The organism is Micromonospora sp. RTGN7 (genome assembly GCF_033804645.1).
Lineage (GTDB): Bacteria > Actinomycetota > Actinomycetes > Mycobacteriales > Micromonosporaceae > Micromonospora.
On the sequence record NZ_JAPZLF010000020.1, the window covers coordinates 23,986 to 35,843 of the forward strand.

Genomic DNA, 11,858 nt, shown 5'->3' on the forward strand with positions numbered 1-11,858 from the left:
ACGGTAGTCCGACGTCGCTACCGCCGGCGCGGTTGCTCGCCTCGCGGCCCGCACCCGCCGACGACCTGCGGCCGTACCAGGACGAGATGGTCATCTCCAGCAAGGCCGGCTATCTGATGTGGCCCGGCCCGTACGGCGAATGGGGCTCCCGCAAGAATCTGATCTCGTCGCTGGACCAGTCGCTGCGGCGAATGGTCCTCGACTACGTCGACGTCTTCTACTCCCACCGCTTCGACCCGGACACCCCGCTCGAGGAGACGATGGGCGCGCTCGTCCGCTCCGGCAAGGCCCTCTACGTCGGCATCTCCAACTACGACTCCATGCAGACCGAGCGGGCCGCCGCGATCCTGCGCGACCTCGGCACACCGCTGCTGCTCAACCAACCGTCGTACTCGATGCTCAACCGCTGGACCGAACGCGACAACCTGCTCGACACCCTCGAACAGGTCGGCGCCGGCTGCATCGCCTACAGCCCCCTCGCCCAAGGCCTACTCACCGACCGCTACCTCAACGGCATCCCAGCCGACTCCCGGGTCCGCACCAGCCTCTTCCTCAACGAGACCGACCTCGACACCAAGACAATGGCCACCATCCGGGCGCTCGACACGATCGCCGAACGACGCGGACAATCCCTGGCCCAACTCGCCCTCGCCTGGGCCCTGCGCGACCCCCGAATGACCAGCCTCATCATCGGCGCAAGCAGCATGAAACAGTTGGAAACGAACATCGCCGCCCTGGACAACCTCAACCTCACCGCCGAAGAACTGACCGAAATCGACGGCCGCCTGAGCCGCAGCTACTCACTGCAATCGCAGAGCTTCTTGCTGGTCCGTATAACCACGCCAATTGCACTGCCATTTGGGGCCGCTGCCACGGTCAAGATTTGAAGAGGTCGCCATTGATTCCGACTAACTCACCGACCTGCCTCTATCTACCATCCCGTGTGACTCAAAGAACACATCGAGCAACCGGAAGAGAACACCTACCGCCTCTTCGTCCTGCGCAGGCGTGAAGTATCTCAAATCAGGCAGCGCACCGTCCTCGTAAATTTCACACAAGACAAGCAGCGGCCAATAGAGTTCCGGGCGCCCCCGCTCTCTCTCGACAAGCCAGCCATGAAATTCCTTGAGGACGCGATCCCCAGACCCGAGCTCATATCCCGCCAGGAATGCGCAGGTCCCTTCGTAGGTCCTCCGCACCACGTAGATTCCGTGATGCTTCTGTAGTTTAGGCAAGAAATCAGGCAGCGACTCAGTCATGATCAAAACCCAAAATCCATGTCCTCCTAGTAATCAAATCGGGTCTTGTACTCGTTGACACCAATACCACTCTTATACCACTGATCGTATACCTTGCCGCCCCTGACCACTACGGTATGGTGGAACCAACTCTCACCAAGCTCGGGAGTGCCCGGACCCTTCGGCCGATACGGCCCCATCGGCAATTGATCCCCACCGGCACCGACGAAGGTCTTGATTTCGCCACCGCTTCGCTTTGCGAACGCGGCGGCCCATTCGTCGCAACCAGTGTTATGGACTAGGACGGGCGTGTTGCCGGCGAGCACATAGTACGTGTGAAGGTTGGCAACGCTGAGGTTGTAGGCGGTGCCGCGCTTGGGCAACCCGCTGGCGGACACGTCAACCGACGTTCCTGCGCCGGTCGGCGTCCTCAGGAGATCACCTGGGTCGAGTTCGTCGGCGCGCTGCCACTGCTGGTCGGTCGCGTTCCAGAAGGGGTGGTCCTCCGTGGTGGTGACGACTTTGCCGTTCACGGTCAGCGCGACCAGTTCGTCCTCGTGGACCCAGAGGTGGGTGACGACGCGAGGACCTTGTTCACCGGTGACAGGGTCGGTGGCGACGACCTCGTCGCCGACCTTGATGTCCTTGATCGCTTTGGTGCTGCCGTCCGCCATGAGCACACCGGTGGCACCGTCGAAGCTACAGAGACCGCCTTGCTGCCAGGCAGGTTTGATTCCGGTCCCTGTCGGCACGGTTGGGCAGGTTCAGCCGGTCGTAGCATTTGATCTTGGCGGTTGGGTGGGACAGGATGTTCCGCTGTGCGTGCGATGTTGACCCTGGCTGATCGCGAAGAGATATCCCGTGGCTTGGCCGAAGGCCTGGTGTACAAACAGATCGGTGTCCTGGTCGGCCGCGACCCGTCGGTGGTCTCACGCGAGGTCGCCCGGCACGGCGGCCGCGGCCGGTACCGGGCTGCGGCGGCCGAGGAGGCAGCGACGGTGTCGCGGGCACGGCCGAAGACTTGAGCGGTCGAGCGGGCGCAGGGTCTGCGGGAGGTCGTGCGCGAGCGCCTGCGGCTGGGCTGGTCTCCGGCGTCGATCGCGGGTCGGTTGCCGTTCGACTATCCCGACGATCAGGCTTACCGGGTGTCTCACGAGGCGATCTACCAGTGGGTGTACGCCCAGCCGGTGTCCACCCTGGCTCGGGAGCTGATCGGGTTGCGCACTGGCCGCACGGCCCGCCGTGGCGGGGCCCGGCCGGCTCCCGCACCGCGGATCCGTGAGCCCCGCTACCTCGACGAACGCCCCGCCGAGGTCGAGGGTCGGCAGGTCCCCGGTCACTGGGAGGGCGACCTGGTCATCGGCAAGGGCGGCAAGAGCGCGGTGGCGACGCTGGTCGAGCGCACCTCCTGGTTCGTGGTCCTGGTTCCCCTGACCGGCCGGGACTCCCTGACCGTCGGCGACGCGATCATCGCCGCCGCCGGGACCCTCCCACCGCAGCTGGCCCGATCGCTGACCTGGGACTGCGGGTCGGAAATGGCCGGCCACGCCCGGATCACCGCCGCCGGCCTGCCGGTGCACTTCGCCCGCCCCCACCCACCCTGGCAACGCGGCAGCAACGAAAACGCCAACCGGATCCTGCGCGAGTACTTCCCCAAGGGCGTCCCGATCACCTCCGACCCGAAATACCTGGCGATGGTCGCTTCCGAGATCAACGACCGACCCCCTAAGACCCACGACTGGAAGAAGCCCTCCGAGATATTCACCGAACTCGTCGAGGCGAATGCTTCCACCGGCTGAACCCGCCGACTGGTGACACACGGCTACCACGTGTCGGGCCAGTCCTCATTGCCGATGAGGACTGGCCCGACACGGAAGACAAACACTTGGCCAACGCAAAACTAGCCGTTCGCACGCGAAGCGACCGCCGCAAGCGGTTGCCTGAAGACGTCGCCGCTCAAGACCCGTCAGGTCGCGCCGTCGCCTCCCCGGCAATCCACTTTGCGCATTCGCCCAGCGCGAAGATAATACTCAGAAACCTCCTTTGCCAGATAGAAGAGGCGACCCGACCTACCCGACCAGCCACCATCTGGAAAACCAACATGAACAGACGACTCTATTCTTTCCGTGCCACCTCGAAGAGCATCAAGTTCGAATAAAATATCATCTATACCCTCTTCAGCATCGACATTCAGGTAAGCTACAGCAAAATGCATGGTAATCACCTCCGCCTCCATTGCGACAGATACAGCGTGTATTTTCGCGGAGATCAGCCCTAATGAGGCTTGCATCGCATCAAGAACGAGCCCATTCTCGCGCTCCAGTTGAGACTCCATCGCATCGCACCACCTTTAGGGAGCCGACCAGTTCGGATTGATAGGGACTACGCTGGGACTCTTCGTTCCCTTGATCATAAAAACGTTCGTCGGCTGATCAACGAATCCAGATCGGGGATTGTTATTTTGAATCCAGTCACACCATCATACCGGACGACAATATTGCCATTTGCAGTTCTTCCAACAACCGCAGCTCGACCTGAATGAAAAGCGTCAAGAACTTCTTGCGCGTCGCCATGGGTTCTAAAGTACCCGCCACCGTTATGCAACGGATCGCCCAAGATATGGCGGCTTCGCTTCTGACGGCTGATCGCCTCGGAGACACCACAGCCACCCGGCGTCGTGTTATGGACCAGCACCGGACTCTCACCGACGAGCACATAGTACGTGTGCAGGTCGTCAACGCTGCGGTTGTAGGCCGCCCCCCGCTTGGGCATTCCGGTGGCCGGTGTCTCAACGAACGTTCCAGCACCGCTCGGCGTCCTCAGGAGATCACCTGGGTCGAGCTCGTCGGCGCGCTGCCACTCCTGGTCGGTCGCGTTCCAGAAGGGGTGGTCCTCCGTGGTGGTGACGACTTTGCCGTTCACGGTCAGCGCGACCAGTTCGTCCTCGTGGACCCAGAGGTGGGTGACGATTCGCGGTCCCTGTTCACCGGTGACAGGGTCGGTGGCGACGACCTCGTCGCCGACCTTGATGTCCTTGATCGCTTTGGTGCTGCCGTCCGCCATGAGCACACCGGTGGCACCGTCGAAGCTACAGAGACCGCCTTGCTGCCAGGCGCCATGATGCCCCTGCCGGACGAAGATGGCCTCGCGCTCCCGGTCGGTATGGCCGCACTGGGTCGCGCAGTCCTTCCTCCCGGTGCAACCGTGCCGACAGGGACCGGAATCAAACCTGCCTGGCAGCCAGGGCCCCGGCAAAGTCGTGATGGTGTCTGACTTGTGAGGCTTGGAGTAGAAGCGCCGCTGTTGGTGGCAGCAAGACGGGCATGACCTGTTCGGAAGATCATCAAGGTTCCTACGCCATGCTAATCGCCCGAAGTGAGTCATGCCCGCGCTGCCATCATCGCTGATCTCGTCGGTGTCCCGCGCACCGGCTCTGACCGTGTCGGAAGCCGCTGGTGGGCTGCCCGAAGCGCTCGCTGGTCTGCCTGATCCACGCGCCCGGGGAGGTGTCCGGCACCGACTGAGCGTCGTGGTCACGGCCGCCGTGTGTGCGGTGGTCGCCGGCTACCGCTCGTACGCCGCGATCGCCGAATGGGTCGCCGATGTGCCAGCCGAGACGGCTGTCACCTTGGGCATGGCTGCCGGGCGCCGCCCGTCGGAGGCGATGATCCGTCGGCTGTTGCAGGCCATGGACCTCGGCACGTTGGGCCTAGACGACTTCGCGGGCTCGGGCCCGGGCGGCACCGCAGCCCGGCCAACAGGGTCTCGTCCAGCTGCGACAACAGCCGCCACGCGGTCGGGTCAGAGGCGACCGGCCCGAACAACCCCGGCTGGTCCCGCAGCACCGCCAGATCAGCGAGCAACCGGGCACCGGCGTGACCCACCACGCCCCGCCCGCCGCCGGTCACCATGATCTTCGGACGTGTTGCGGCATCCTTCACCCAGCAAATGCCTTCCGTGACAGGAACACGGGACTCTCGGCAAGCCCTATTTCCCCAGACAAGAAGGCACTTCTTCACTCTCAGCCCAGCCCGTGGACAGCCCTTAGTCCGTGGACAGCCCTTACCAAAGGGTCGAGGCTGAGCGAAGCTATACCACCGACTTGGACGGCAAGTTCTATAATCCTGACATCGGAGATCTCATCACGGATCCGCTCCACTTCAAATTCACCTCCGATCCGGATCCCAGAGGGCCAGGATGGGTCAAACAACACGCTTCGACTGCTACTCAGATGGAAGACCAGGGCCCGGAACTGATTATTTGAAACACTCGAGTCAACATCGAGATACACTGTGACGCCCACACAGCGAATAGAATTGATTTCATCCAGCGAAGTTGAATGACAGGTCGGCGAAAACGGGTTCAATGGTCGCCTCCCCCTGCGACCCCGCTGGCCTGATCAGTTACCGTACACCTTGGGGCCTATCGAATCAAGCCAGTCATCTACGCTTTCCCGCAGACCAACGCCTATACTATCTGGCCCTAGACTAAGCAGAGCGGTCCTCAGCACCTCCGCTGTATCCCGATCCATATGAACGGTGAACCACAGCCCCGGGTCGATCACGGTCCCAGGCAGCTCAGGGCAGTAAGCCACGAGCGATTCAGCCCGTTCTTGGGTGAGCCCAGGAACGTCAACACTCCAGTAGTACTTCCGGTAAAACTCCTGGTCACGGCCGGTGCTAGCGTCCTCCATTGATCAACCGCCTATGGGAGTTAGTAGTGCATCAGTGGTCGCGGTTCGGGAGGACTTGCTATTCAACGCGCCCGGCGATTTCGCAATTTTCCAAGTACCACCGATGTGTGACGTAGCGTCTTGCACTATGTATTGTTTTCCATTCGTAAAGATCTTCTCACCTCTGAGCGTTTGATTCGTCGGCCGATACCCGTTATACGCCGCCAAATCCGCTGCCTGACCATTGGTAAGCCTTTGCGTAGGGCCGACCTTCTGTGTCGGTAATGGTACATCGCAGCCCCGGATTTGTGTTGTGTACGAGGACTGGCGTGTTGCCAGCCATCACATAGTACGTGTGAAGGTTGGCAACGCTGAGGTTGTAGGACGTGCCGAGGGTCAGGGCGTTGCTGTGGCCGGAGACGTCGGTGGCGGTCGTTCCGCTCTCCTCGAACGTCCACTCGGCGGCCGGGCCGGACCCGCCACGGACGCTGAACGTGTGGGTCACCGGGGTGGAGAAACGTCCGGCATGGTCCTTGGCCCAGACGTAGAGAACGTTCACCCCGTCGTGCAACGGCGCAACGGTGATCGACGCGCCAAAGTCCGTGGTACGGGCAGGGACGGTCTTCGCCGCCGTCAGCACGCCCGAGTCCAGGCTGTAGGCATACTCCTTGACCTCGTATGACCGGGTGGTCGGCGGGCTCACGGCGAACGTGCCCGGCAGACCGACACCACCGCGCGGGACGCCGTCATCGGGGTAACCGCTGGAGTCGACCTCGGCGGCCGGTTGCGGCGCTGTCGCGTCGACGGTGAACTCGCAGGTGCCGGACCAGGGGCTGTAGTGGGAGCCGTCCCAGGTCCGGGCCTGCCAGACGTAGCTCCCGCCGTCGGTCAGCTTGCCCGACGGGATCGCCTTCGACGCCGTCGACGGGTTGCCCGCCGCGTGGGACACCTTGTTGGTCTCGTTCCGCGCCCCACCCACCGGCCACCAGTAGAACCAGGTGGTCAGCGCCTGCTGCCCGAGGTCCGGGTCGGAGTGCTTCGCGGCCAGGGTCGGGGTCGTGGTCAACACGTAGGGCCGGGAGGCCCCGGTGGCGCAGTTCTTGTTGTCGGACTTGCGATCACCGGGCGCGTTCGGGTCGGTGTTGAAGGTGATCGCGAGCTTCGGAGAGGAGTGGTTGAACCGCTTCCACTGGTTCTTGGTGCTCTCGTCGATCGCGCGCAGGCCCACGGTGAGGTTCGTCCACTTGGACGCCGCCGCACTCTCCACCATCGACTTGACGTTGAACTCGATGGTGCCGGTGCCGAGGCAGCCGTGCGCCGAGCCGTACTTGCGGTTGCCCACGCTCTGCGCGGTGTAACTGCTGTTCCAGGTCGGCTGCTTGTTCCACGTGGTGCCCGACGAGATCGACCCGGTCATCCACAGCTTTGCGTTCGTTTTCGGGCTGCAAGTCCACGACCAGCGCTGCTCGACCCGGAACTGGGCGCTGAGGATGTGCGTGCCACGCACTCTGGTGGTGTCCATCCGGAACAACGACCGGATGATGTGGTCGGCGCACCCAGAGCAGTCCTCGGTACGCCCCGCGCCCGCCGACCCGACCAGCTTGCCGTTGTACAACGCGGTGGAGTTCTGCCAGAACGAACTCGACTTGTGCTTGCTCCAGACCGAGGTTCAGGCGTTGCTCGCGATCCCGCCGGTCCAGGACGGGTCGATGTAGATGGGCAGCTTCGTGCCCGGGTCGGCGAGCATGCGCTGGTCCGGAGCCAGCGTCAGCACGTTGCCATCGACCCGGACGGGCATGACGGCCCGGCGGGCGCGCTCGGCCACCGCGTCCCGGTCCGGCGCCGTCTCGGCGGCGCGAGTCGGCTCGGGAGGCTCGGGCTTCGTCGGCTTTCGCCTCGGGGCAACCTCCCGATCGCGCTTCTCCGGGGCCGGCGGAGCGGCGGTGCGGCGGCGCGGCGGTCCTCGGAGTCCGAGGAATCCCACATCAGGGGCGCCGGCGCGGCGAAGACGGTGCCGCCCTTGGCGTCCCGGGCGGCGAGCCCGCCGCCCGGGGCCGCGCTGACCGACAGGCCCTTGGCCGCGATGCCGAACCGCAGGGACGCGAGCTTCGGGTTGGCCGCCGCCGCACGGGTGCGGACCACCAGCACCTCGGAGAAGCCGAGCGGCTGCGCCGTGACCTGGAGGTCGACGTCGGGCAGGACGTTCCGGTACGTCGCGGTGGAGCCGCTGAGCACCGGAGTCGGGAGCGTCCCGGGCCAGGAGACCGCCAGCTCTCGGGAACCGTCGCGCAGCCGGGCGAACGGCCCGTCGCCATGGGCGGAGAAGACCATGGGCAGGACCGTCGCCCTCGGGGCGACGCCCTCGGATGTCATCTTGAGCGTCGTGTCCACCGGCGCCCACGCGGTGCCTTTGCGCACCCGGGTCGGCTCGATCGTCTGCTCCAACGTGCGCGACGCGTCGGGATTGAGGAAGACCTGAGACCACTCCGTACGCTCGGAGAGGATCTCCACCCGCCGGCCGCAGGCGGCCAGCATCCGCCGGGCCGCGCCCGCGTCGGGCTGTTCATCGACACACGAGCCCTTCGCCGGCTCGGCGGCGGCCACCGGGGCGGCCGGCGCCACCAGCGCGGTGACGGTGGTGGCCGCCGACAGCGCCGCAGCGAGCCAGCGCCGGAGAGAACCTGTTCGAGGCCGTGCAACGTCCACGGCCGAAATTCTGACTGCCACCGATGACCCCCGTAATCAAATGTATCGATGCATCGGTGATCTTGGGGGCGCAATCACGTTGTGCACAGGGATAGCTACAACATGAACTGTCGATCCGGAATTGCTGTGCGGGGATGGGAAGCTGTCGCCCATCCGACAGGCAACCGCTCGCCCGGCCGGCTACCCGCAGTGGAAGCATCCTCGGTGCCCCGTCTCCCCCGGACCGCACAGGAGTGCCTCATGCCGCAGCTCGCTCGACATGCCCTGTCGGCCGTCGCCGTAACCGGCCTGCTGGCCGCTGCAGCCGGCATCGCCGCCCCGGCCGCCGCCGCCCCGGCCGCCGCTCCACCCACGACGCCCTGCGTCGTCGAGACCCTCCCGGGGCCGGCGGGCCTGGCCAGCGAGGCGTGGAACACCGATCCCACCGGGCGCTTCGTCATCGGCAGCACCATGCGGGACACCGGCCACGGCACCGAGTACGTCGTGCTGCGCTGGGACCAGGGACAGCTCGTCACCACCCTCCCCCTGTCGTTCGTCGGGGGCGCCGTCGACGTCAACGCCCACGGCGTGATGGTCGGCGACGGGCAGACCGACGGCTCCAGCAGGCCGTGGGTCTACCGCAACGGCACGTTCATCGACCTGCCGAAGCCCGCGAACTCGAAGCTGACCTTCGTCTCGGCCATCAACAGGGCGGGCGACATCGTCGGGTACGCCTACCACGACGGCACCTACGAGGCCTCCGCGCTGCTGTGGCCGGCCGCCCGCCCGGGGACGGTCGAGAAGCTGCGGGGCGTTCCGGCCGACGTCCTGACCCAGGACATCACCCTCGACGGCACCATCGTGGGCTTCACCAGAGAGCTGGAGACCGCGCCCCGGACGAGCTGGGTGCGGTGGCCCGACGGCCGGTCCGCCCCGCTGACCGTGCCGAACGGCCGATGGGCGCAGGTCGTGGCGGCCCAGGGCCGGTGGGCGGTCGGCACTGTCGACACCGTTGACGGTGACTACTTCCCCGTGCGGTGGGACCTGGGCACCGGCGGATACATCAGGCTCCATCCGAACGCGCTCGGGGCCACCGACATCAACTCGCGGGGGACAGCCCTCTCCGGCAGCTTGGTGATCCGTGGCAACACCTACCGGAGCCTGCCGGCGCCCGCCGGCGCGCAGACCGCAGCCGGACGGGCGATCGCCAACGACGGCAGCATCGTGGGCTTCAGCAACACCAACGGGTGGCTGTCGGCGGTGCGCTGGACCGGCTGCTGACCCGGATCGACTGGCGCCCGACAAGCTGCGCAACCGGCTCCGGCCGTGGGCGCTGGCCACCCTGGCGGCCGGCGGGTACGGCTTCGGCCGCTACTACGCCAGCTATTCGACGCTGGACGAGGACGACGAGCCGGACGAGGCCATCTCCGACGAGGACATCGACTGGTCCGGCAACGCCGTCCTGGTCCCGCTGGAGCGGGTCTCCTGATCAGCCGAGGGCGGCGAGGAGGTTGTCCACGGCGGCCTCCGAGGCCCGCCGGACGCTTTCGGTGGTGGCGGCGCCCAGGTGTGGCGTCGGCACCACCCGGGGGTGGGCGAGCAGGGCCGACGGCTCCGGCGGCTCGCGGTCGAAGGCGTCGACCGAGTACAACGCGATCCGGCCGGACTCCAGCTCCGCTAGCAGGGCCGCCTCGTCGACCAGGGTCGACCGGGCGGTGTTGAGCAGCACGACGTCGTCGCGGAGCAGTGCCAGTTCGGCGGCCCCGAGCAGCGGCCCGTCCGGTGACGGCGGGACGTGCAGCGACACGATCTCGGCGACGCGCAGCAGCTCCTCCAGCGGCAGCAGCGGCACGTCGCCGTCGTCGGTAACGAACGGGTCGTGCGCCACGACCCGCATGCCGAGGCCACCCGCCAGGTGGGCCAGCCGGCGGCCGATCGCGCCGAAGCCGACCACCCCGAGGGTACGTCCGGCAGCCTCCCGGCCGGTGCCGCGTTGCCACTGCCCGGCCCGCAGGGCGGCGCTGGCCTCGGGCAGGCCGCGCAGACCCATGAGGGCGAGGGCGAGGGCCAGTTCGGCGACGCCCTGGGCGTTGGCACCCCGGGCGGTGAGCACCTGGACACCGGCCGCGTCGGCGGCCGTACCGTCGATGGCGTCGCGGCCGGCGCCGTTGCGGCTGATCACCTTCAGCGCGTCGGCGTGGGCCAGGATCCCCGCGTCGATCGTCTCGACGCCGGCGATCCAGCCGACGACGCCGGGCAACGCGGCGGCGAGTTCCGCACCGGTGGGCTGCCGCCCCGGGGCGGGGGTGACGACGGTGAGGCCGGCCGCCCGGAGCCGGTCGACCGCGGCCGAGCCCGGGGCCGACATCGACCGGGGGGTGACGAGGATCCGGGGCGCGGTCATGACAGCACCTCCGATGTCTGCGGGCCGAGCAGCGTGATCAGGCGCTCGACCTCCGCCGCCATGGCGTCCCGGGCCGGTGCGACGTACTTGCGCGCGTCGAGCAGCTTCGGGTCCGCGTCGAGCCGCTCGCGCACCACCTGCGTGAAGACCTTGTTGAGATGGGTGGCGATGTTGACCTTCGTCATCCCCCGGGTCACCACAGTCCGCAGGGTCGCGTCGTCGACGCCGGAAGAACCGTGCAGCACCAGGGGCACCGGCACCAGCTCGGCGATCGCGGCGACCAGGTCCAGGTCGACCACGGCGTCGCGGGACGCCATCGCGTGGGAGGTGCCGACCGCGACGGCGAGCGCGTCGACGCCGGTCTCCTCGCAGAACCGGCGGGCCTGAGCGGGGTCGGTGCGTACCCCCGGGGCATGCACGCCGTCCTTGCCGCCGACCTCGCCGAGTTCGGCCTCCACCGCGACGTCGTGGGCGTGGCAGTGCGCGACGACCCGGCGGGTGGTGGCCCGGTTCTCGTCGTCGGGCAGCCGGGAGCCGTCGAACATCACGGAGGTGAAGCCCAGCGCCACCGCCTGGTGGACGAGGTCGACGTCCTCGGCGTGGTCGAGGTGCAGCACGACGGGGACGGTCGCCGCCTCGGCGAGCGCCCGCGCGGCCAGCGCGAGGGGGCGCAGGCCGCCGTGGTAACGGACCGCGTTCTCGCTGATCTGCAACACCAGCGGCGCGCGGGCCGCCTCCGCGCCGGCGACCAGCGCCTCGGCGTGCTCCAGCAGGGTGGCGTTGAACGCCCCCACGCCGTGCCGGGCCTTACGGGCGGCAGCGAGCAGGGGTCGTGGATCGGCGAGGGGCATGGCACTTC

Annotated in this window: 10 protein-coding genes and 6 pseudogenes; 5 read left to right on the forward strand and 11 right to left on the reverse strand. The window is 66.8% G+C overall.

All coding sequences use genetic code 11. The annotated features are described in order from the left end of the window. Positions 1-56: 56 nt before the first annotated feature. Positions 57-791, forward strand: a pseudogene (locus tag SNR22_RS23810) (aldo/keto reductase); the annotation flags it as partial. Positions 792-908: 117 nt separating this feature from the next. Here SNR22_RS23810 and SNR22_RS23815 read toward each other — a convergent pair. Both SNR22_RS23815 and SNR22_RS23820 read right to left on the reverse strand, forming a co-directional pair. Beyond that, a complete protein-coding gene (locus SNR22_RS23815; protein ID WP_320068879.1) occupies positions 909-1,259 on the reverse strand; it encodes a hypothetical protein in 351 nt (116 codons plus the stop codon). A gap of 212 nt (positions 1,260-1,471) precedes the next feature. Beyond that, positions 1,472-1,951 (reverse strand): annotated as a pseudogene (locus SNR22_RS23820) (polymorphic toxin-type HINT domain-containing protein); the annotation flags it as partial. Between the two features lie 114 nt (positions 1,952-2,065). Here SNR22_RS23820 and SNR22_RS29470 point away from each other — a divergent pair. After that, positions 2,066-2,263: a helix-turn-helix domain-containing protein gene (locus tag SNR22_RS29470; protein WP_413775692.1), complete on the forward strand. Its 198-nt coding sequence runs from the start codon at positions 2,066-2,068 to the stop codon at positions 2,261-2,263. Between the two features lie 33 nt (positions 2,264-2,296). Continuing rightward, positions 2,297-3,037: an IS30 family transposase gene (locus SNR22_RS23825; protein WP_320068880.1), complete on the forward strand. Its 741-nt coding sequence runs from the start codon at positions 2,297-2,299 to the stop codon at positions 3,035-3,037. A gap of 167 nt (positions 3,038-3,204) precedes the next feature. Here SNR22_RS23825 and SNR22_RS23830 read toward each other — a convergent pair whose 3' ends face one another. Further along, complete coding sequence (locus SNR22_RS23830) at positions 3,205-3,573, reverse strand: hypothetical protein (RefSeq protein WP_320068881.1); 369 nt, start codon at positions 3,571-3,573, stop codon at positions 3,205-3,207. A gap of 74 nt (positions 3,574-3,647) precedes the next feature. After that, positions 3,648-4,301: a polymorphic toxin-type HINT domain-containing protein gene (locus SNR22_RS29475; RefSeq protein WP_413775693.1), complete on the reverse strand. Its 654-nt coding sequence runs from the start codon at positions 4,299-4,301 to the stop codon at positions 3,648-3,650. Positions 4,302-4,620: 319 nt separating this feature from the next. Here SNR22_RS29475 and SNR22_RS23840 point away from each other — a divergent pair. Continuing rightward, positions 4,621-4,878 (forward strand): annotated as a pseudogene (locus SNR22_RS23840) (transposase family protein); the annotation flags it as partial. Between the two features lie 72 nt (positions 4,879-4,950). Here SNR22_RS23840 and SNR22_RS23845 read toward each other — a convergent pair. From SNR22_RS23845 to SNR22_RS23855, 5 genes and pseudogenes are all read right to left on the reverse strand, one after another. Then, positions 4,951-5,149, reverse strand: a pseudogene (locus tag SNR22_RS23845) (IS1380 family transposase); the annotation flags it as partial. A 785-nt stretch (positions 5,150-5,934) separates the two neighbouring features. Beyond that, complete coding sequence (locus tag SNR22_RS29480; protein ID WP_413775694.1) at positions 5,935-6,138, reverse strand: toxin C-terminal domain-containing protein; 204 nt, start codon at positions 6,136-6,138, stop codon at positions 5,935-5,937. Positions 6,139-6,214: 76 nt separating this feature from the next. Continuing rightward, positions 6,215-6,631, reverse strand: a pseudogene (locus tag SNR22_RS29485) (hypothetical protein); the annotation flags it as partial. Between the two features lie 459 nt (positions 6,632-7,090). Further along, positions 7,091-7,525 (reverse strand): annotated as a pseudogene (locus tag SNR22_RS29490) (DNRLRE domain-containing protein); the annotation flags it as partial. 152 nt (positions 7,526-7,677) lie between these two features. Beyond that, the gene (locus tag SNR22_RS23855) at positions 7,678-8,616 is read right to left on the reverse strand and encodes a hypothetical protein (protein ID WP_320068883.1); all 939 of its coding nucleotides are present in this window, start codon (positions 8,614-8,616) and stop codon (positions 7,678-7,680) included. A gap of 240 nt (positions 8,617-8,856) precedes the next feature. Between SNR22_RS23855 and SNR22_RS23860 the strand changes: the two genes are divergently transcribed. Continuing rightward, on the forward strand, positions 8,857-9,876 hold the full coding sequence (locus tag SNR22_RS23860; RefSeq protein ID WP_320068884.1) for a hypothetical protein: 1,020 nt from the start codon (positions 8,857-8,859) through the stop codon (positions 9,874-9,876). Positions 9,877-10,084: 208 nt separating this feature from the next. Here SNR22_RS23860 and SNR22_RS23865 read toward each other — a convergent pair whose 3' ends face one another. Continuing rightward, a complete protein-coding gene (locus SNR22_RS23865; RefSeq protein ID WP_320068885.1) occupies positions 10,085-10,999 on the reverse strand; it encodes an NAD(P)-dependent oxidoreductase in 915 nt (304 codons plus the stop codon). Then, entirely contained in the window at positions 10,996-11,850 is an 855-nt protein-coding gene (locus SNR22_RS23870; RefSeq protein WP_320068886.1) for a class II fructose-bisphosphate aldolase, read from the reverse strand. The genes SNR22_RS23865 and SNR22_RS23870 overlap by 4 nt, the downstream gene beginning before the upstream one ends. Positions 11,851-11,858 lie beyond the last annotated feature (8 nt).

Bases quoted from the DNA above. Each gene is read 5' to 3' on its own strand.
- SNR22_RS23815 (WP_320068879.1), bottom strand. From the start codon at position 1,259: ATGACTGAGTCGCTGCCTGATTTCTTGCCTAAACTACAGAAGCATCAC.
- SNR22_RS29470 (WP_413775692.1), top strand. From the start codon at position 2,066: ATGTTGACCCTGGCTGATCGCGAAGAGATATCCCGTGGCTTGGCCGAA.
- SNR22_RS23830 (WP_320068881.1), bottom strand. From the start codon at position 3,573: ATGGAGTCTCAACTGGAGCGCGAGAATGGGCTCGTTCTTGATGCGATG.
- SNR22_RS29475 (WP_413775693.1), bottom strand. From the start codon at position 4,301: ATGGCGGACGGCAGCACCAAAGCGATCAAGGACATCAAGGTCGGCGAC.
- SNR22_RS23860 (WP_320068884.1), top strand. From the start codon at position 8,857: ATGCCGCAGCTCGCTCGACATGCCCTGTCGGCCGTCGCCGTAACCGGC.
- SNR22_RS23865 (WP_320068885.1), bottom strand. From the start codon at position 10,999: ATGACCGCGCCCCGGATCCTCGTCACCCCCCGGTCGATGTCGGCCCCG.
- SNR22_RS23870 (WP_320068886.1), bottom strand. From the start codon at position 11,850: ATGCCCCTCGCCGATCCACGACCCCTGCTCGCTGCCGCCCGTAAGGCC.